The organism is Sphingomonas sp. (assembly GCF_036388215.1).
Lineage (GTDB): Bacteria > Pseudomonadota > Alphaproteobacteria > Sphingomonadales > Sphingomonadaceae > Sphingomonas.
This window is the reverse complement of the sequence record NZ_DASVSH010000023.1, coordinates 16,212-35,973: the sequence shown is the minus strand read 5'-3', so window position 1 is coordinate 35,973 and position 19,762 is coordinate 16,212. Positions and strand designations below refer to the sequence as shown.

At 65.9% G+C, this 19,762-nt stretch carries 15 protein-coding genes; 6 read left to right on the top strand and 9 right to left on the bottom strand.

What is annotated here, in order from left to right; genetic code table 11:
- The coding region (locus tag VF617_RS09345; protein WP_331014609.1) for a glutamate--tRNA ligase family protein at window positions 1–494 on the bottom strand (494 nt) is incomplete at its 3' end.
- Between the two features lie 98 nt (window positions 495–592).
- Here VF617_RS09345 and VF617_RS09340 point away from each other — a divergent pair.
- The 4 genes from VF617_RS09340 (at window position 593) to VF617_RS09325 (ending at window position 5,426) form a co-directional block, all read left to right on the top strand.
- On the top strand, window positions 593–1,159 hold the full coding sequence (locus VF617_RS09340; RefSeq protein WP_331014608.1) for an HNH endonuclease: 567 nt from the start codon (window positions 593–595) through the stop codon (window positions 1,157–1,159).
- 94 nt (window positions 1,160–1,253) lie between these two features.
- Entirely contained in the window at window positions 1,254–3,482 is a 2,229-nt protein-coding gene (locus VF617_RS09335) for a PBP1A family penicillin-binding protein (RefSeq protein WP_331014607.1), read from the top strand.
- Window positions 3,483–3,513: 31 nt separating this feature from the next.
- Complete coding sequence (locus tag VF617_RS09330; protein ID WP_331014606.1) at window positions 3,514–4,515, top strand: threonine aldolase family protein; 1,002 nt, start codon at window positions 3,514–3,516, stop codon at window positions 4,513–4,515.
- Complete coding sequence (locus VF617_RS09325; RefSeq protein ID WP_331014605.1) at window positions 4,512–5,426, top strand: DMT family transporter; 915 nt, start codon at window positions 4,512–4,514, stop codon at window positions 5,424–5,426. The genes VF617_RS09330 and VF617_RS09325 overlap by 4 nt, the downstream gene beginning before the upstream one ends.
- Here the strand turns inward: VF617_RS09325 and VF617_RS09320 are convergent.
- Genes VF617_RS09320 through VF617_RS09305 form a run of 4 tightly spaced genes read right to left on the bottom strand, consistent with a single transcriptional unit; the run spans window position 5,336 to window position 11,068 of the window.
- Entirely contained in the window at window positions 5,336–6,145 is an 810-nt protein-coding gene (locus VF617_RS09320) for an NAD(P)-dependent oxidoreductase (protein ID WP_331014604.1), read from the bottom strand. The genes VF617_RS09325 and VF617_RS09320 overlap by 91 nt on opposite strands.
- Window positions 6,146–6,165: 20 nt before the next feature.
- Entirely contained in the window at window positions 6,166–7,770 is a 1,605-nt protein-coding gene (locus VF617_RS09315) for a M20/M25/M40 family metallo-hydrolase (RefSeq protein ID WP_331014611.1), read from the bottom strand.
- Between the two features lie 2 nt (window positions 7,771–7,772).
- The gene (locus tag VF617_RS09310) at window positions 7,773–9,377 is read right to left on the bottom strand and encodes a M20/M25/M40 family metallo-hydrolase (protein ID WP_331014603.1); all 1,605 of its coding nucleotides are present in this window, start codon (window positions 9,375–9,377) and stop codon (window positions 7,773–7,775) included.
- Window positions 9,374–11,068 (bottom strand): M28 family metallopeptidase, encoded by a 1,695-nt coding sequence (locus VF617_RS09305; RefSeq protein WP_331014602.1) that lies wholly within the window; start codon window positions 11,066–11,068, stop codon window positions 9,374–9,376. The genes VF617_RS09310 and VF617_RS09305 overlap by 4 nt, the downstream gene beginning before the upstream one ends.
- A 125-nt stretch (window positions 11,069–11,193) precedes the next feature.
- On the opposite strand from VF617_RS09305, the gene pepN reads away from it, so the two are divergent.
- Window positions 11,194–13,779 (top strand): aminopeptidase N, encoded by a 2,586-nt coding sequence (gene pepN / locus VF617_RS09300; RefSeq protein WP_331014601.1) that lies wholly within the window; start codon window positions 11,194–11,196, stop codon window positions 13,777–13,779.
- A 39-nt stretch (window positions 13,780–13,818) separates the two neighbouring features.
- Here the strand turns inward: pepN and VF617_RS09295 are convergent, their stop codons facing one another.
- Window positions 13,819–15,438, bottom strand: coding sequence for an alkaline phosphatase D family protein (locus tag VF617_RS09295; protein ID WP_331014600.1), 1,620 nt, complete (start codon window positions 15,436–15,438; stop codon window positions 13,819–13,821).
- 124 nt (window positions 15,439–15,562) lie between these two features.
- Here VF617_RS09295 and VF617_RS09290 point away from each other — a divergent pair, with 124 nt between their 5' ends.
- Complete coding sequence (locus VF617_RS09290) at window positions 15,563–17,104, top strand: hypothetical protein (RefSeq protein ID WP_331014599.1); 1,542 nt, start codon at window positions 15,563–15,565, stop codon at window positions 17,102–17,104.
- Here the strand turns inward: VF617_RS09290 and VF617_RS09285 are convergent.
- From VF617_RS09285 to VF617_RS09275, 3 genes are read right to left on the bottom strand one after another with little or no spacing between them, the layout of a single operon-like run.
- Window positions 17,041–18,240 (bottom strand): glycosyltransferase, encoded by a 1,200-nt coding sequence (locus tag VF617_RS09285; protein ID WP_331014598.1) that lies wholly within the window; start codon window positions 18,238–18,240, stop codon window positions 17,041–17,043. The genes VF617_RS09290 and VF617_RS09285 overlap by 64 nt on opposite strands.
- Before the next feature lie 7 nt (window positions 18,241–18,247).
- The gene (locus VF617_RS09280) at window positions 18,248–18,763 is read right to left on the bottom strand and encodes a DUF2141 domain-containing protein (protein WP_331014597.1); all 516 of its coding nucleotides are present in this window, start codon (window positions 18,761–18,763) and stop codon (window positions 18,248–18,250) included.
- Window positions 18,760–19,686 carry a hypothetical protein gene (locus VF617_RS09275; RefSeq protein ID WP_331014596.1) on the bottom strand — a complete coding sequence of 309 codons (927 nt, stop codon included), beginning with the start codon at window positions 19,684–19,686 and terminating at the stop codon, window positions 18,760–18,762. Before VF617_RS09275 ends, VF617_RS09280 begins: the two co-directional genes overlap by 4 nt.
- Window positions 19,687–19,762 lie beyond the last annotated feature (76 nt).

Sequence of the window (19,762 nt, the reverse complement as noted above, 5' to 3'; positions counted from 1 at the left end):
TTCCCACCGCTTCGCGGCGGGCCCCTTCCCTCTCCCGATGGGAGAGGGAGATTTGCGAGCGCCTTCTCCAGGTCGAGTCGCCAGCAATGGGGCTTGCTCAGATCCGGCGCGGGCAGGCCGCGGCACGTGCCCGGGTACACCGCCCCCTCCAGGCCGTGTGGCGCGGTGAGGCTCGCGGCGATGTCGGCGCGGGTGCAGAAGCAGGGGTAGAGCAGCCCCATCGCCTTCAGGCGATCGAGCGCGGCATCGTAGAGCGGCAGGCGTTGCGACTGGAAAGTGACTTCGCCATCCCAGGCGAGCCCCAGCCAATCCAGATCGGCGAGGATCGCGGCGACATGCTCGGGGCGGCTGCGGGTGCCGTCTATGTCTTCGATCCGCAGCAGGAAGCTGCCTCCATTCTCTCTCGCAAAGTCGTGCGAGAGGAGCGCGGACCAGGCATGGCCGAGGTGCAACCGCCCCGTGGGACTTGGCGCGAAACGAGTAACAACTTCCATCAATCCGGCCCTTGACCCCGAGTCGCGGCCTGTGCAGTCTCATCCCTGTCACGCTTCGCTGGCAGACGCGAAGCGCGCAACCGGGCGAAGGGGTACGAATGTATCATCCCGATCTGATCCGCCATCTGGATGGTTGCCCTGCGCTCGTCCTCAATGCCGATTATACGCCGCTCAGCTATTATCCGCTCAGCGTGTGGCCGTGGCAGACCGCGGTCAAGGCGCTGTTCCTCGACCGTGTGGACGTGGTCAGCTTCTACGAACGCGAAGTCCGAAGTCCCAGCGCGACACTGAAGCTGCCTTCGGTGATCGCGCTCAAGCAATTCGTCCGTCCTTCGCAATTCCCGGCTTTCACGCGTTTCAACCTGTTCCTTCGCGACAAATTCGCCTGCCAATATTGCGGCACCCAGCGTGACCTGACCTTCGATCATGTTATCCCCCGCGCGCAGGGCGGGCGCACGACCTGGGAAAATGTCGCTACCGCCTGTGCGCCGTGCAACCTTCGCAAGGGGGGCCGCACGCCCAGGCAAGCGCGCATGCCGCTGCACATCGAGCCGATCCGGCCGACGAGCTGGCAGCTCCAGGAACATGGCCGCCGCTTTCCGCCGAACCACCTGCACGATACGTGGCGCGACTGGCTTTACTGGGATGTCGAGCTGGAGGCTTGAGGTTTCACACTTGAGCTCCTGTGCGTATTACTATAATAATACACTATGAGGTCGCCCTTCTCTCCAGCCCCGGTGACCGGTAAGAGCCGCTGATATGGCGCGCGACCCCATTCCCAATGATGTGCGCTTTCCGCTGCGCCGCCAGGCAGACAGCCAGCCTGAACCGCCCGCGCCCAGGCCCGAGGCCAAGCTGTGGAAGCCGCGCGCCGCAAGGCCGGAGCCGCTCGAACTGACCGGGGGGCTGCCACCGCCCGAGGCCGAGCCGGTGCTCCAGCGCGTGCGCCGCGCGGTGTCGCCGCCTCCGCCTCCCCCACCGCCGCCCAATTATGGCGAGGCCGCGCTGGCCGGGGGCTACACCACCAATCTGCCGGTCGCGTACCGGAAGCGTTCGTGGAAATGGCTGACGCGGAGCATCGCAGCGTTCGTCGTGCTGTTCATCGTCGCGGTGGGCTGGCTGGCGCTCACCGCGCCGCTCTCCAAATCGCTCCAGCCCCCCGCCCCGCCCTCGATCACCCTGCTATCGGCGGAGGGCAAGGCGATCGCGCGGCGCGGCGCAGTGATCGGCGCGCCGGTGGACGCCGCGAAGCTGCCCAAGCACGTGCGCGACGCGTTCGTCGCGATCGAGGACCGGCGCTTTTATGGCCATATGGGAATCGATCCGCGCGGGATCATGCGGGCGTTCGTGCACAATGTGACCAGCGACGATCGCTCGCAGGGCGGCAGCACGATCACCCAGCAGCTCGCCAAGAATGCCTTCCTCTCCTCCGACCGGACCGCCACGCGCAAGTTCCAGGAAGTGCTGATCGCCTTCTGGCTGGAGGGCTGGCTGAGCAAGGACGAAATCCTCTCGCGCTACCTTTCGAACGTGTATTTCGGCGACAATGTCTATGGGCTGAGCGCCGCCTCGCAGCATTATTTCAGCTGCGACGCCGATGCGCTGACGATCAGCCAGGCGACCTTGCTCGCGGGGCTGGTGCAGGCGCCCAGCCGACTCGCGCCCACCGGAAACCTGAAGGGCGCGCGCGACCGGCAGAGGCTGGTGATCGCGGCGATGGTGAGCGCGGGGCTGCTGACCAAGGGCGAGGCCGCGCGGGTGCGCCCCGCAGTGCTCAAGCTGGGCAAGACCCGCGAACTCCCCAACGGCACCTATTTCGCCGATTGGGTGCTGCCCCAGGCGCGCGACCGCGCCGGGGAAGTCGCGACCGAGCAGACCGTAGAGACGACGCTCGAAATCGCGGCGCAGCAGGCCGCCGAGCGCGCAGTGAAGAATGCCGGGCTCAATCGGTCGCAAGTGGCGATCGTTGCGATGCGGCCCGACGGGCGCGTGATCGCGATGGTAGGCGGCAGGAATTATTCCCAGAGCACTTTCAACCGGGCGACCCAGGCCCGCCGCCAGCCGGGATCGACCTTCAAGCTGTTCGTCTACCTCGCCGCACTTCGCGCGGGGATGACACCCGATACCGTAGTCGATGATTCGCCGGTGCAGATCGGCGACTGGAAGCCGGCGAACAGCGACGGGCGCTATGCCGGCCGGATTTCGCTGCGCCAGGCCTTCGCCAAATCGAGCAATGTGGTCGCGGCGCGGCTTACCCAGCAGCTGGGCGTGGCGCGCGTCACGCAGGCGGCGCGCGATCTGGGCATCTCCACGCCGATCGGCAACGACGCATCGGTGGGGCTCGGCACGTCTACGGTGTCGCTGCTTGAGCTCACAGCGGCCTATGCGGCCGTGGCGAACGGCAGCTATCCGGTGCGCCCGCAGGGGCTGAGCGACGACGAAGCCGCGAGCGACTGGCTGGCGCGAAGGCTGGGCGCGCCGCAGCGATTCAGCACGCGCCAGCTCGACCAGCTGCGCGAATTGCTCTCGAGTGTGGTGCAATCGGGCACCGGGCGCGGCGCGGCGCTGCCGATCCCGGCCTTTGGCAAGACGGGAACGACCCAGGACAATCGCGACGCATTGTTCATCGGCTATGCGGGCGGGATCGTCACCGGCGTCTGGCTGGGCAATGACGACAATTCGCCCAATCCGGGCTTGTCGGGCAGCGGGCTGCCCGCGCGGGTGTGGCGCGATTTCATGACGCGCGCGCTCAACCTTCGCATTCCCCCGCCCGAACCCACCACCGAGCCCGACAATTTCGTGATCGACCTGGAAGACGTGGTCAACGGCGTCGGCGCGTTCATCGACGGCAGCGGGATCGAAACCGAAATTCTCCGCCCGCGCGACGGCGAGGAGGAGCCGATCGCGCCCGAGGACGAGGAAGGGCCGCCGGACGACCGCAATATCCCTGACCGCCGCTTCCCCGAGCGGCGCGACGAGCGGCGTTGACCTGACGCCCCAGCGCCCGCAAGGAATCGCGATGCGCTTCTTCTCCGACAATGCCGCCCCGGTCTGCCCGCAGGTGCTCGCCGCCCTGGGCGAGGTGAACATCCTCGACACCGCTTATGATGGCGACCGCTGGTCCCAGCAGCTCGACGGGCGGTTTTCCGAGCTGTTCGGCACCGAGGTTCGCGCATTCTGGGTGGCGACCGGAACCGCGGCGAACAGCCTTGCGCTCGCCGCGCTCTGCCCGCCGCATGGAGGCGTGGTGTGCCACAAGGAAGCGCACATCCATGTGGACGAATGCGGCGCCCCCGAATTCTACACCCACGGCGCGAAGCTGATGGCAGTGGGTGGCCCGGGCGCGAAGCTGACCCCGGACGCGATTAGCGGCGTGATCGACGGGATCCGCGACGACGTGCATCAGGTGCAGCCGCATGCCATCTCGATCACCCAGGCGACCGAGTACGGCCTGGTCTATTCGCCCGCCGAAGTCGCGGTGATCGGAGCGCTCGCCAGAGCGCGCGGGCTGGGGCTGCACATGGATGGCGCGCGCTTCGCAAATGCCGTGGCGCATCTGGGCTGCGCGCCCGCCGACGTGACCTGGAAGGCGGGCGTCGATGTGCTCAGCTTCGGCTTCGTCAAGAATGGCGGGATGAGCGCCGAGGCCCTGATATTCTTCAAGCCCGAACTGGCTGGCGCGACGCATTATCGCCGCAAGCGCGCCGGGCTGCTTTCGTCCAAAGGGCGCTATGCCGCGGCGCAGATTCTGGCGATGCTGGAGAGCGATCTGTGGCTGGCCAATGCGCGCGCGGCCAACGCCGGCGCGCAGTTGCTGGCGCGGGCCGCGGGCGAGCGGCTGGTCTACCCGGTCGAGGCGAACGAATTGTTCCTGCGCGTGACTGCCGAGGAAGCCGCCGGGCTGCGCGCACTGGGCTTCGATTTCTACGATTGGGGAGTAGGCGAAGCGCGGCTGGTGGTGAGCTGGGACCAGGCCGAGGAGGCGATACGGCCGCTTGCTGAGGCGATAGCGGGGCTGTGAGCGAGAGCCCTCCCCAATCTACGCGCCTGTCGGTGCTGATCCCCTTCGCGCTCATCACGCTGATCTGGGGCTCGACCTGGCTGGTGATCAAGGACCAGATCGCGACCGTACCGGCAAGCTGGTCGATCGCATATCGCTTCGCGATCGGCGGCGCGGCGATGCTGGCCTGGGCATGGATGCGCAAGGACGCGCTTTGGCTCAGCGCGCGCGGAATGGCGTTTGCGGCGACGCTGGGGTTCGCGCAGTTCGTGCTCAACTTCAACCTGGTCTATCGCGCCGAAGCGCACATCACTTCGGGGGTCGTAGCGGTGGTGTTCGCACTGCTGCTGGTGCCCAACGCCATTCTCGCGCGGATTTTCCTCGGCCAGCATATGGGGCGGCAATTGCTGATCGGATCGGTGGTGGCGATCGCGGGTGTGGCGCTGCTGTTTGTCCATGAGGCGCGGCTGAGCGCGGCGGGAACGCGCGAGACGCTGATCGGCATCGGCCTGTCGCTGGTGGCGGTGCTCTGCGCATCGAGCGCGAACGTCATGCAGGGGACGAGGACGGCGCGCCGTCATCCGATGTCCAGCGTGATCGGCTGGGGGATGCTCACCGGCGCGGGTTTCAATGCATTATTCTCGATGGCGACAGTGGGGCCCCCGACATTCGACGCGCGGCCGAGCTATACGATCGGCTTGCTCTATCTTGGCGTATTCGGATCGGCATTCGCCTTCAGCCTCTATTTCCGGCTGATTCAGACGATCGGCCCCGCCAAGGCAGCCTATACCGGCGTGCTGATCCCGGTGATCGCGATGCTGCTGTCGACCCTGTTCGAGGGCTATGTCTGGTCGTGGCTCGCGGCGGGCGGCGCGGCGCTGGTGATGGCAGGGCTGGTCATTGCATTGACGGCGCGCAGGCCCAACCGGTAATCGGCGAAGCGCGGCCGCCAGCCCAGGACTCGTTTCGCCTTGCCGTTGGCGACGCGGCGATTTTCCGAATAGAATGCACGGGCCTGGGGACTGAGATCGGCTTGAGCAAGCGGAACGAGCGGCGGGGCGTTTATCCTCAGCAGCGCACAGGCATAAGCAATTACTTCGCTTTGCGGCGCAGGCACGTTGTCCGCGAGGTTATATGCGCCCGCAGGTCCGCCGAACCCGGCGATCACGCCATCGGCGATATCATCCACATGCACGCGGCTGAAGACCTGGCCCGGCGCGTGGACGCGGAAAGTGGGGATGCGATCGAGCGCCGAGCGGCCGGGGCCGTAAATGCCCGGCAAGCGGAACACGCGCGCGCCGAGCGCCAGCCAGCGTGCATCGGCCTCCGCGCGGGCGGAGCGGCGGCCGGTGTCGGTGGGGGCGCTTTCATCAACCCAGGCGCCCTGCGTGTCGCCATAGACTCCGGTCGAGGAGAGGTAGCCCAGCCAAGCACCCGATGCCGCGATCAAGGGCTCGTAGGCGGCGAGAACGGGGTCGCCTTCACTGGGCGGAACCGAGGACAGGATGTGCGTGGCGTGGGCGATCTCGAACGCGGTGCGCGCGGTGTCGCCGATATTCTCGCGCGTGACCGTGGCGATGCGCGCGCTGCCTGCGAGCCGCTCTATCAGGCGAGAGGCAGTGTAGCCGGGGCCGAAGATCAGAAGGCGCATATGTGCCGTCCCCCCAGCGGCTATTTCGCCCCGTAACCCTTGAATTGCAGCCCGAAGAAATCGCCCTTGTTCCAGCGCGGGCGCTGGTCCGCATCGGCGAGCGCGCGGGCAACTGCGTAATTCAGGCGCGCGAACTTCGCGACCGAGTTCCAGTCGAAGGGCAAATCGATCTGGTCCGAGGGCTTGTGATAATTCTCGGCAAGGAATTTCTTCTGCGCGGCGTCACCCGCGCCGCCGGGGCCGCTGTCGATCGAGACCGCGGGAATGCCTGCCTTGACGAAGCTGTAATGGTCCGAGCGGACGAAGAACATCTCCTCCGGCGCGGGATCGGGCACGACCTTGAGGCCTTCAGTTGCCGCAGCCGCCGCGATCACGGGGCCGAGGGTAGAGCGCTCGCCGCCGAGCACGACTACATCTTCGAGAGGGTAAGTGAGGATCGGCATGTCCATGTTCACATTCGCGACAATGCTCTCTTTCGGCACCACGGGCAGATGTGCGAAATAGTCCGAGCCGATGAGGCCGATTTCTTCGGCGGCCAGCGAAATGAAGAGGATGGAGCGGCGCGGCCGCTTGCCCGATGCCTGAAACGCACGGGCGACTTCGAGCATCATCGAATTGCCCGCGGCATTGTCCATCGCGCCGTTATAAATGCGGTCGCCATTGACCGGATCGCCGACGCCGACATGATCGAGATGCGCCGATAGGACGATATATTCGTGCTTGAGGACGGGATCGGACCCCTCGAGCAGGCCGATCACGTTTTTGGTGTCGGTGGTCTGCACGCTGATCCTGGTCGAAACCGCCAGCGTGCCGGTCAACGCTCCGCGGGGAAGCGCGCCGGCCGCCTTTTCGGCGGCGAGCACATCGGCCCATTTGACCCGGCTGCCAGCGAACAGCTTTTCCGCGCCGGCCTGTGAGACATAGCCGGCGAAGGGAGCGCCGGGCGCGGGCACGCTGATCTTGCCTTGGGGATCAGCCCAGCCGCTGCGCGCATAATCCCAGAAAGGCTGGATCGCCTCGAACGGATATTGCGCGCGCGTCGCGGCCGATTCGAGCAGGATCACGGCCCTGGCCCCGCGCGCCTCGGCGTTTACTGCCTTTTGATCGTCGTCGGAGAAATGCGCGGCGACTTCGTTCGGCAGCCCCTTGGGCACGCCGCTGAAGACCGCGACGATCTTGCCGCGCACGTCGAGGCCCTTGTAATCGTCGATCCTGCCTTGCGGATAGACCAGGCCATAGCCGGCGAAGACCAATCCGCCCTCCGCCGCGAAGCTGGGCCCGCCCGCGCCTGTGCCGTTGACGAATTCCTTGCCGAACAGGAACGGGAGCTCCGCGCCGCCGCGCCGAAGAGTCCATTTCGCCTTTTCGGATGGCTTGTACGTGGCGAGCTTGACCGGCTGGAACCATCCGCCATTGGCCCCCGGCTTCAGGCCGCGCGCCGCCATTTGCGCGGCCATATATTCGGCCGCGATGTCGTACTCGGCACTACCGGCCTTGCGCCCGCGCATCGCATCGGAAGCCAGGAACTGGATATGCGCCTTGAGGACCGCCTGATCCGCGGGCAGATCCTGAGCGGCGGCGGGCGCGGCGATCAGGAGCAGCGCGAGCGCCGCCCGAGCGAGCATGCTCACTTCGCCATCGGCCCCTTGTACAACGTCCCGAAGAAATCGCCCTTGTTCCAGGTGGGGCGCTCGTCCGCATCCGCCAGCGCGCGGGCGATGGCGTGGTTTAGCTTCACGAAGCGCAGTCCCTGGGTCCAGTCGATCAGGCCGATCTCGTCGGATGGCTTGTGGTAATGCTTTTCCAGGAACTCCTTCGCCGCCGCGCCGCCCGGCCCCCCGGGCCCGAGATCGAGCGAAACCGAAGGGATGCCCGCCTTGACGAAGCTGTAATGATCCGAGCGAACGAAGAAATTCTCTTCGGGTAATGGATCGGGGACGACCTTGACGCCTTCGCTGGCGGCAGCGGCAGCGACCGTCGCGCCGACCGAGCTGTGATCCGCGCCCACCGCGACCAGATCCTCGAACGCATAAGTGAGGATCGGCATGTCGAGATTAACGTCGGCGACGATGCTGCCCCTGGGCACGCTAGGGTTGGCGGCGAAATATTCGGAGCCCACCAGGCCCTTCTCCTCCGCCGTGACTGCGACGAACAGGATCGAGCGGCGGGGCTTCTTGCCTTCCGCCTGGAAGCGGCGGGCGACTTCGATCATCGCGCCGATGCCGACGGCATTGTCCATCGCGCCGTTATAGATCGTGTCGCCCTTCGCATCGGCCCTGCCGATTCCGACATGATCGAGATGCGCGGAGATCACGACATATTGGTCCTTGAGATCGGACCCTTCGAGCATGCCGATGACATTGTTGCCCGCAACCCGCGTGATCGTGGTGTTGGCCGTGCCTTCCACGCTGACGCCCAGCGCGCCGCGGGGAAGCTTCTTGCCTTCCTTGTCGGCCGCGAGAATGTCGGCCCATTTGAACTTCGAGCCCTCGAACAGCTTGGCCGCGCCGTCAAAGCCCAGATAGGCGAAGGGAGGCGCATTCGGGCGTGAAGCGGCACCCGCGTCGGCCCAGGTCATCGATGCGCGATCCCAGGCCCCGGTCGTGGCCGCGAAGGGAAAGACGGCATGGCGCGTATTGCCTTCGATCAGGATGACGCCGACCGCGCCATGCTCGGCGGCGGTCCGCGCCTGCTCGTCGGGCTGGCCCAGATGCGCGCGGGCGTCGCTGTTCAAGTGGCGGGGGGCATCGCGGAGCACGGCGACGATCTTGCCCTTGACGTTGAGGCCCTTGTAATCGTCGTACCCGCTGGCCTTATCGACCACGCCATAGCCGGCGAAGATCACCTCACCCGAGGCCGCGACTTTGGCGATCTGGGGGTTGCCCCGGGCGAAATAGTCCTTGCCCCAGACTAGCGGGACCATGGTCTCGCCCTTCTTGCCGCGCTTGAGCGTCAAGGCGCCGTGGTCGGCGCTCTTGTAGTTGATCAGCGGAACGGCCTGGAGCCAGCCGCCCTTCTCGCCGCCGGGCTTGAGGCCCGCGGCGAGCATCTGCGCGGCTACATATTGCTCGGCGATCGCGATCTCATTCGAGCCGGTGTCGCGGCCCTTCATCGCATCCGATGCGAGAAAGGCGACATGCGCCTTCAATGCGGCGGCGTCGGCCGAGAGCTCCTGCGCGGCGGCCGGAGCCGCGGCGAGGAGCGTGGTGGCGAGGAGGAAGGCGCGGATCACTTGGCCATCGCCCCGCCGAAGGTGGTGCCGAAGAAGTCGCCCTTGTTCCACACCGGCTTCTGATCGGCATCGGCGATCGCGCGCGCGATGCGATAATTCACATCGACGAAGCGCACGCCCGATTCCCAATCGATCGCGGGCGTTTGCACCAGCTCGTCCGAAGGCTTGTGGTAATTGTTCGCCAGGAAGGCATCGACCGCGGCCTTGCCCGGGCCCTTTTCGCCCGGCCAAAGGAAGATCGAGGGAATGCCCTGCTGGACGAAGCGATAATGGTCCGAGCGCACGAAAAAGGCTTCGTCCGGGCGCGAATCGGGGGAGACGGTCACGCCGATTTCGGCCGCGGCCCGGGTCGCGATCTCGCCGATTGTCGAATGCGCCGCGCCGAAGGGCACGATGTCTTCGAACTTGTAGTTGATGATCGGCATGTCGAGATTGACGTTGGCGACCAGCGACGTCTTTGGCAGGGTCGGGTTGTGGGCGAAATAATCCGCGCCGATCAGCCCCTTTTCCTCGGCGGTGACCGCGAGGAACAGGATCGAGCGGCGCGGCGCCTTGCCCGACGCCTTGAAGCGCTTCGCCTCTTCGATCAGCGAGGCGATGCCCACGGCATTGTCCATCGCGCCATTGTTGATCGTGTCGCCCTTCGCATCGGGCCGGCCGATCCCGATATGATCGAGATGCGCGGAAAGCACGACGACTTCGGCGCCGAGCGCCGCGTCGCTGCCCTTGAGCAGGCCGGCGACATTGTAGCTGGTCATCGGCGCAGTCGCGGTCTTGAGCGTGACGCTCAGCGTGCCGGGCAGCTGCTCGGCCTTGAACACCGCGCCATCGACTTGGGCCTGGCTGAGCACGGTCGCCCAGGGAGTCCTGGCGCCGTCGAACAGCTTGGCGGCGCCCGCCTTGCTCACCGTGCCGAGGCCCGGCGTGCCCGGCGCGGCGATATGGCCCGTGCCGTCGGCGTTCGCCCAGGTTACGCGCGGCCGATCCCAGCTTCCCGCAAGCGCGGCGAAGGGCAAATTGCCCCGGCCGGCCTGTGGACCTTCGAGTAAGATATAGCCGACCGCGCCCTTCTTCATCGCGATCACCGCCTTGGCGGCGGCCCCGGACAGGTGCGCGCGCTCCTCCGGCGGATAGGCGCTCGGCGCGCCGCCGAAAAAGGCGACGATCTTGCCCTTCACATTGACGCCCTTGTAATCGTCGCGGCCCAGCCCGACGATGCCGTAGCCGACGAAGACCACCGGCGCGGTGACCGAATATTCGAGCTGCGACGCATTGGCCGAGGGATAATAATCCTGGCCGAACACCAGAGCCGCGGGTGTTGCGCCCTTCTTGGCGGTCAGCATTATGCTGCCCTGGCCCGCCGGCTTGATCGTGAGCAACGGCACCTTTTGCAGGAACGAGCCCTCGTCGCCTGCCGGCCGCAAGCCAGCGGCATAGAATTGCGCCGAGACATATTGCGCCGCGATATCGAATTCGTTGGTGCCGGCCTCTCGGCCCTTCATCGGATCGGAGGCGAGGAACATCACATGCGCCTTCATTGCGGCCTGATCGGCAGGCAGCTCGGCATTGATGATTGCGTTCTTCTCGGCTGCGGGCATCTGCACGGGGGCAGTCTGGGCAGGCGCAGTCTGGGCGAAAGCAGGAAATGCGGCGAGCGCGGCAAGAGCCAGCGGCGCGGTTGATCGAAACATGGGCGAACCTCTCGGGAGATAGCGGTGTACCGCGTGGGTAGCACGGTTCGGCGCGCGCGCAAGCGCGCAAGCGTTTCCGTATTTTTGCATGGCGGCAGCGCGGGTTGCTCCTATATCGGAAGCCTATGGCCGACGTTCGCACCGCAACCCGGATTCCCCACGTCACGCGTCGTGAGGACTATCGCGCGCCCGATTGGCGCGTGCCCGAGATCGCGCTCGATTTCGATCTCGATCCGGCGAGCACGCGGGTCCGCGCGACGCTGCACGTCGAACGGAACGGCGCGCATGACCTGCCGCTGGTGCTCAACGGCGACGGACTGGAGCCCGTAACCGTGCGCGTCGACGGCGCCGAGGCCGAATGGCGGATGCATGGTTCGGATTTGGTCGTGACGCTCTCGGGCAGCGCGCACACGATCGAGACCGAGGTGGTCATAGCGCCGGAGCGCAACACCCAATTGCAGGGGCTCTATGCCTCGAGCGGAATGCTCTGCACCCAGTGCGAGGCAGAGGGCTTTCGCCGGATCACTTTCTTCCCGGACCGCCCCGACGTGCTTTCGAAATATCGCGTCAGGATGAGCGCGGACAAGGCGCGCTTCCCGGTGCTGCTCGCGAACGGCGATCCGATCGAGCAGGGCGATGGCGAGGGCGGCAGGCATTGGGCCGAGTGGCACGACCCCTTCCCCAAGCCCAGCTATCTGTTCGCGATCGTAGCCGGCGATCTCGTCGCCAATCGGGCGACTTTCACCACCATGTCGGGCCGCGCGGTCGAACTGGGCATCTGGGTGCGAGAGCCCGATCTCGCCAAGACCGATCATGCGCTGGCCGCCCTCCAGACATCGATGGCATGGGACGAGAAGGTCTATGGCCGCGAATATGATCTCGACGTGTTCAACATCGTCGCGGTCGATGATTTCAATTTCGGCGCGATGGAGAATAAGGGCCTCAACGTCTTCAACAGCCGCTACATATTGGCAGATCCGGACACCGCGACCGATTATGATTACGACGCGATCGCCGCCGTAGTCGCGCATGAATATTTCCATAACTGGTCCGGCAATCGCGTCACCTGCCGCGACTGGTTTCAGCTTTCGTTGAAAGAGGGCTTCACGGTCTTTCGCGACCAGGGCTTTTCGGGCGATCAGGGATCCAAGGCGGTCAAGCGGATCGAGGATGTGCGGGGGCTTCGCGCCAGCCAGTTCCCCGAGGATTCAGGACCGCTCGCGCATCCGGTGCGCCCCGACGAATATATCGAGATCTCGAATTTCTACACCTCGACGATCTACAACAAGGGCGCCGAAGTCATCCGGATGATGGCGACGATCCTGGGGCCACAGAAATTCCGCAGCGGCACCGATCTCTATTTCGACCGCTTCGACGGGACCGCCGCGACCTGCGAGGATTTCGTGGCGTGCATGGAGGAAGCGGGCGGCATCGACCTCACCCAGTTCCGGCTATGGTACAGCCAGGCGGGGACGCCGCGCGTTACCGCCAGCCTGGCGCAGGAAGGCGGGCGGGCGCGGCTCAAGCTATCCCAAAGCGTGCCGCCGACCCCGGGCCAGCTAGTCAAGCAGCCGATGGTGCTGCCGCTCAAGCTCCGGCTGTTCGGCGCGATCACCGGGCGGGCGCTGTGCGACGAGCAACTGGTGCTGCTGAGCACGCCCGAGCAAGAACTGGTCTTTGAAAATCTGCCCGAAAAGCCGGTGCTTTCGATCAATCGCGGCTTCACCGCGCCGGCGGTGATCGAAACCAATCGCAGCGCGGCCGACCTGGCTTTCCTCTCGGCGCATGACGACGATCCCTTTGCCCGTTACGAGGCGATGCAGCAGCTGATGCTCGATACGCTGGTGGCGTCGGTCGCGACCGGGCATGGCGATCACCGCGCCGTGATCGACGCGGTTCGGAATACGCTGGGCGATGCCACGCTCGACAGCGCCTTTATCGCCGAAGCCGTGCTCCTGCCATCCGACAGCTTTATCGGCGACCAGATGGCGATGGTCGATCCCGACGCGATCTTCGATGCCCGCGAAGCCCTCCGCGCCGATCTGGGCAAGGCGCTGGAGAAGGAATGGCGCGCGGCATATGAAAGCGCGCAGACAGGCCGCTTCGAATATTCGCCGACCGCCAAGGGCGCGCGCCGGCTGAAGAACGTGGCGCTCGGCTATATCGCGGCATCGGGCGCCAAGGACGCCGCCGAGCTCGCCTTCAGCCAATTCGAAAGCGCCGACAACATGACCGACCGCCAGGCCGCGCTGGCGACCCTGGTCAACGGCCATTCTGACAGGCGCGGGGCCGCGCTCACTGCTTTCTATCGCCGCTATGCGGGCAATGCGCTGGTGCTCGACAAATGGTTTCAGACCCAGGCCCTGTCCTCACGCGACGATGCGGCCGAGGCGGTCGAGGCGCTGGCCCTGCACCGTGACTTTTCGCTTGCCAATCCCAATCGCGCGCGGGCGCTGGTAGGGGCGTTCAGCGTCAACCAGCGCGCGTTCCATGAGGCGTCAGGCCGCGGCTATCGCTTCGTCGCGGACCAATTGATCGCGCTCGACAAGCTCAACCCGCAAACCGCGGCGAAGCTGGTGCCGCCGCTTGGGCGCTGGAAGCGTTTCGATGCGGCACGGGCCGCAAAGATGAAGGCCGAACTCGAGCGCATCGTCGCTACGCCCGGGCTCAGCAAGGACATGTTCGAACAGGCTACAAAGAGCCTGGATTGAGGCGCTTTAGCCCTTCCGGGAAGGGGAGGGCTTTTTAGATTAGCTCATCCGGTTCCGCCCGCGCTGGACCACCGCCGAATGGCCCACGCTCGCTCTGGCCGAACGCTCGGTGATCGTATCGACGAATACCCATTCATTTGACGCCCGCTCGGGCGTGAGCGTCACCGCCATATAGCCCCGCCGGCTGGTGTCGCACCATTTGAGCTCGGGATTGGCTTCCACCAGCCCGCGCGCAATGACCTTGGGATCGGCTGCGGCCATGCTTTCATAGCCGGGCGAGGTGACGCTGTGCCCCGCGAATTCCACGCCGGCGGGCCTGCCATCTTCAGCCAGATCGAACGCCCAAGCATTGTGGCTGTCGCCGCATATCACGATCAGGTTCGCGCCAATGCCCTGGGCCGACCTTAGGAATCGCGCGCGGGCCTCGGGATAGCCGCCCCAATTGTCCAGATCCGCGGGGAGGCCGAGCCTGCTGGCGGCCACGCCGGTCTGGACATAGTCCTTCACGCGCTGCGGGGCATTGGGCCTGAGCCACTCCGCCGCCTGCAGGGGCACGCGATTGCGGCCCATGATCGTGCCGAAGCCGACCACTTGCCACTTCGCCCCCGAACGCACCGAGCGCGCCATCGCGCGCGCCAGCCACGCCTCCTGCTCGGTGCCCAGCATCGTCGCGGCCTTGTCATGCCATGCGCCGTCGCGAAACGCGGTCAGCGCCTGCACGGGATCCGCCTGCTTGAGCAACGGTGCGATGTCAGGACCCGCGCTGCGCGCGATCGTCCGCGAATCGGTGCGGAACAGCGTCGCGAGCCCGCCGATATCGTAGCTGCCCCAGGGAGCTTCCGACACCGGCATCCATTCGCGCCAGGCCTGCATCGCGGCGGCGCGGCGGGCATTCCACTCGCCTTCGTTCGCCTGGTGGTTCTGCGCGCCGCCTTCCCAGCTGTTGTTGGCGCTTTCGTGATCGTCCTGCTGGACGAGCATCGGCTTCAGCGCGTGGAGCGCCTGAAGGTCCGGGTCGGCGCGATAGCTGGCATAGCGGAGTCGATAGTCCGCGAGCGCGATGATTTCGCCCTCGGGCAGCGGCACGCGGCCGTCGATCGCCCCCCGTTCGGGAGAATAGGCACCCTTCGGATATTCGTAGAGATAGTCGCCCAGATGCACCGCGAGATCCACATCGTCGCGGACCGCCGCATGGGCGTAGGCATTGAAATAACCGAAGGGCATGTTGGTGCATGAAAAGACCGCGATCCCGAAACGGCGGGCATTTCCGACCGGCAATGTCCCGGTCCGCCCCACCGGCGACATGCTGCCATCCGGGCCGATGAAGCGATAGAAATAGCGGGTGCCGGGCCTGAGCCCCTGAACGGTGATCTTGGCAGTATGATCGCGCCACGGCCCGGTCATCATCTCGCCGCCGCCGGCGATCCGCGCGAAATCACCCGTCTCCGAAATTTCCGCCCGCACGCGCGCCGCGCCGGCATTCGCCGGCACATAGCGCGTCCACAAGAGCATCGTGTCCGGGCCCGGCTCGCCGCTCGCGACCGAATGCGTGAAGCCGGTTCCGAACCCCTGCCCCCAGGCGAATCCGGGAATGGCGAACGCGCCGAGGCCCAGCGTGCCGGTGAGCAGAAGCGAGCGGCGGTCGATCCGGATTGTCATGGCATTGCCTCTCCCTTGCGCTTCGTGACAGCGCGTTGCGCCATCGCTAAGGGGTTGGCCCACTGCCCGCAACAAGGCCATTTCCCTCGATGCGCTTCCGCCCCCCGCCAGATTTCATGTGGCGATGAATCTTTACGCCACCATGACCCCGAGCGCCGGCCACAATTTGCTCGCACGGCTCGAATCGCTCCCGCGCTGGATATTGCTGCTCGCCGCGGCGATCGCAGTGCGCGCATTCACGTTCGGTAATCCAGTGGTCCATATCGACGAGGAATTCTATTTCGTCACGGCGCAGGGGATGCTGAACGGGGCGATACCCTTCGTGGATATCTGGGACCGCAAGCCCATTGGGCTGTTCCTCCTCTATGTGCCCGCCGCGGCTTTCGGCGTGCCCGCGGGAATATGGGCCTATCAGGCGATGGCGCTGGCTTGCGTCGTCGGCACCGCCTTGCTGATCGGGCGGCTGGCGGAGCGCGCGGGCTGGGGCCGGGGCGCGCTGACGGTAAGCCTGATCTACATCTTCGTGATCGGCTTCGTGGACGGCCAGGGCGGGCAAGCGCCGATATTCTACAATCTGCTGGTGATCGGCGCAGTGGCGCTTGTCCTGCCGCGAATGCGCGAGGCGAGCGACGACCGGCGCCGAATCCTGCGGGCCTGCGCCGCGATGCTGCTGATCGGGATCGCGCTCCAGATAAAATATTCGGTGCTGTTCGAGGGCGGGTTCCTGGGCGTCTGGCTGATCTGGCACGAGTGGCGGCTCAAGACGCCGGTGGCGAAAATCCTCGCGCGCGCGCTCGTCTACGGCCTGCTCGCCTGGCTGCCGACGATCGCGGCCTGGCTCGCTTATGTGGCGATCGGGCATGGCGATGCCTGGTTCTATGCCAATTTCGGCTCGATCTTCGATCGACAGGGCGATCCCTTCTGGGTGCAGGTGCGCTCGTTGCTCAAGATCGCGGCGATCCTCGCAATTCCCTTGATCGTCTCCGGGCTGTCGCGCCACATTCCAGCGAACGACGATAACGAGCCGCATGTGCGGCATCTGCTGTTCGGCTGGCTGATCGCATCGGTGACCGGGCTGATCGTCTTCGGATCCTGGTTCAATCATTATGCGCTGCCGGTGATGGTGCCATCCAGCCTGTGCTGCGCCGGCTATGTCGGGAGCACGGACTTCGGCCGCCGCCTGCTTGGCCCCGCGATGATCCTCACGGCGCTGATCGGGGGCACGCTTGCCGCGTGGGACGCCAAATTGCGCCGCGGCAATGCCACGCAGCTCGAAGCGCTCGCCGCCGGAATCGGCAAGGGCGCGGGCTGCATGTTCGTCCATTCGGGCGATCCCATCCTCTACAGCTACACCGGGCGCTGCGCGGTCACGCCGTGGATATTCCCCAGCCATTTGTCGCGCGAGCGCGAGAATGGCGCGCTTGGCGTCGATCAGCTTGCCGAACTGGACCGCGTCTTCGCCAAGAAGCCCGAGATCGTCGTGATGCGGCCCGAATATCATGGCGAGCGGCTGGCGGTGCGCCAGCGTGCGATGCGGCACATGGCGGAGCTGGGTTATCGGCTGAAGGGACGCTGGCCGCTCGGCGCCCTGATGATCCAGGTCTATGAACTGCCCATGGCGCGGGCCCTCGCGCCGCCACGCTTGGCTTCGACCAGGCCGGCATAATAGGCCATCAGCTCGGCGGCGTGATCCTCGTCGCTGCGCACCTTGCCCGCCGCCACGCGCGCGGCGGCGCGCAGGATCGGCTGGTCGCGCGCGAACAGGCGGCGGATCGCCTGCGCGGCGGACTGCGCGTCGCGCGCGGCATAGGTCTCGGCGAAAAGCGGATCGGCGATCTCGGCAAAGCCGCCCTCGTCGGGCCCAATCAGCGGCAGGCCCGAAGCGAGCGCTTCCGATGCGACCAGGCCGAACGGCTCCGCATCCGAGCCGTGGATCAGCGCGTCGCAGCTCGCCATGATCCGCGTGAAGCGGACGCGATCATAGACGGGACGGAATATCTTGATGTGCGGCGAGCCGGCGATCCGATCCTCGAGATGGCGGCGCTGGGGGCCGTCGCCGATCAGGACCAGCCCCACCGGCAGGTCCGTGCCCGCCGCGGCGACCGCGTCGATCACCAGCGGCCAGCGCTTCTCCTTATGGTGCCGCCCAAGGCCGAGCAGCAAATGCCCCTCGGGCGGGAGGCCAAGCTGTTCGAGCAGGGCCACGCGCAATTTCTCGTCGCGCTGATCGGGCGAGAACCATTGGCGCTCGATCCCGAGCGGCATCGAGGCATCGACATGCTGCCCGCGGCGGCGAAAGCGCTTGGCGAGCGCGGGGCCATTGGTGACATGCGCGTCGTAATGGTCGAGGAAGCGGTTCATGTAGCGCGAATACCAGTCGAACGCCCGCTCGACCTGGCGCGGCGTGGCGATCGCATCGAGCCAGCGCTGCGGATAAGCGCCGACATTGTCGCCATGCGCGAAGAACACCTTCACGGCATCCCCCTTCCAATTGGCGACGGTCCAGGCGGGCAGCCAGGGCGAGCAGCATTCGACCACATCGGGCTGGAGCTGATCGAGCAGGTCCCAGACGGGCTGATCCTCGACGAAGATGCAATAATTGCGATCGAATACCAGCGGCGGGCTCTTGACCCAATAGATCTTGCCGCCGCCTGGGCGCTCCTCGATCCCATTGGTCAGCGAAGGGGCAATGACGATCAGCTCATGGCCCATATCGGCCATGATCCCCATCTTGCGATCCAGATAAGTGCGGACGCCGCCGCCGGTGGGCGAGTAATATTCGTTGACGTCGACGATGCGCATGGCCGCCTCAATCGTCCATCGGGCCGAAGCCGCCAAGGCCGCGGAGATATTGGAGGCGGACGGTGATCTGGCCCCCTTGGGCGGGCACGTTCAGCAATGCCTGGCGGACGCTGGGGCGGTTGCGGCCGAGCCGCTGGTTGCTGGGGAAGCCGGCGCCGTCCTGCCAGAAATTGAACTTGTTCTTGCCGTCGCGGTCATGCGTCAGCAACACTGCCCATTGCCCGGCATGGGGCGCGCGGATGCACACCGCCACGGGACCCGAAGCTGGAATGTTCATCCAGACCCGGCGAAACGGGCGCCGGTCGCGCTTCAGCCCGGTATCGTCGCGCAGGAAATCGGCTTCGGTAGGCGGATAGATTTCGACCTTCAGCCGCCCCGTCCGGTCCGACAGTCCAGCGACATTGACGCGGACCATGGGCCCCGAGACGAGCGAGCAACTGCCCTCCACCGGATCGAGCTGGGCATGCGCCGGATCGGCCAGCGCGGCACTGGCGAGTAGCGCGAGCGGAGTCGCGCGGATCATGACCTGAGCTTCGCTGCGAGCGCGTGGATGCTGAACCCGCCGATGAGGGCGACATGGAGCAACAGGGTCAGCGCCGCGATGACCGCGGTCAGTTCCGACAGGGCTTGTCCCTCGCCGATCACCAGGCCCGCGATGAATGAGAAGGCCAGCTCCTTGTTGGGAACCAGCGGCAGGCGCCAGACGAGCAGCCGCCCCGCCGCCATCAGCAGCCATATGCCGATCGGCACGCCGGGCATTGCGAGATGCCAGGCGAATCCGATCAGGATCGAGCCGGCCACGACGCGCAGGCAATGCACGCCGAACACCCAGGTCAGGTCGCGCCGGGGCAGTGAGAAAACGCGCTTCGAAAAGATCAGGAAGGGCAGCGAGGATGCGATGATGATCGCGAGCGAGCCAAGCGCATAGCCTTGGTAGGTGGGCGTGAGCAGATTGATGCACAAAGGCAGCGCGACCGCCATCACCGCGAGCGTGACGGCATTGCCCGCAATGGCCGACAGGATCATCACATCCTTGACCGCGCCGAACGGCGCCGCGACCATTTGCGTGCGCTGGCGCGCCCAGGCGTAGAAATAAGCTTCGCCCGAATAGCCGAGCAACACCTCGTTAGAGATGCGCTTCTTGTAGAGCGCGGCCATCCCGTCGAGCGGGATGCGCCACAGCCGCCGGAAAATCACGTAATCGAAGGTCGGCGGGCCGATATAATAAAGCAGGAAAACCAGATAGAAGAGCGGATTCTGCGGCAAATTGCGCGTGAGTCCCGCCAGCCCCGAGCCAAACAGCTCGCGGCCCAGGCTCAGGATCATGAGCAGCGTCAGGCCGCCCCCAAGCAGCATCGGCCAGCGGCGCTTTATCTTTTCGACGGGCTCGAGCCCCGCAAGGTCGGGCACCGCGGCAAGCGGAGCTTCGACAACGCCTGTGTTCACCGAAGCCTCCAGACCTGCTTCATTCACGATTGCTTGTTTCCGCATTTCGCACGACGAACGAATTTGGTTTTGTTTC

Bases quoted from the DNA above. Each gene is read 5' to 3' on its own strand.
- VF617_RS09340 (WP_331014608.1), top strand. From the start codon at position 593: ATGTATCATCCCGATCTGATCCGCCATCTGGATGGTTGCCCTGCGCTC.
- VF617_RS09335 (WP_331014607.1), top strand. From the start codon at position 1,254: ATGGCGCGCGACCCCATTCCCAATGATGTGCGCTTTCCGCTGCGCCGC.
- VF617_RS09330 (WP_331014606.1), top strand. From the start codon at position 3,514: ATGCGCTTCTTCTCCGACAATGCCGCCCCGGTCTGCCCGCAGGTGCTC.
- VF617_RS09320 (WP_331014604.1), bottom strand. From the start codon at position 6,145: ATGCGCCTTCTGATCTTCGGCCCCGGCTACACTGCCTCTCGCCTGATA.
- VF617_RS09315 (WP_331014611.1), bottom strand. From the start codon at position 7,770: ATGCTCGCTCGGGCGGCGCTCGCGCTGCTCCTGATCGCCGCGCCCGCC.
- VF617_RS09305 (WP_331014602.1), bottom strand. From the start codon at position 11,068: ATGTTTCGATCAACCGCGCCGCTGGCTCTTGCCGCGCTCGCCGCATTT.
- pepN (WP_331014601.1), top strand. From the start codon at position 11,194: ATGGCCGACGTTCGCACCGCAACCCGGATTCCCCACGTCACGCGTCGT.
- VF617_RS09295 (WP_331014600.1), bottom strand. From the start codon at position 15,438: ATGACAATCCGGATCGACCGCCGCTCGCTTCTGCTCACCGGCACGCTG.
- VF617_RS09290 (WP_331014599.1), top strand. From the start codon at position 15,563: ATGAATCTTTACGCCACCATGACCCCGAGCGCCGGCCACAATTTGCTC.
- VF617_RS09285 (WP_331014598.1), bottom strand. From the start codon at position 18,240: ATGCGCATCGTCGACGTCAACGAATATTACTCGCCCACCGGCGGCGGC.
- VF617_RS09280 (WP_331014597.1), bottom strand. From the start codon at position 18,763: ATGATCCGCGCGACTCCGCTCGCGCTACTCGCCAGTGCCGCGCTGGCC.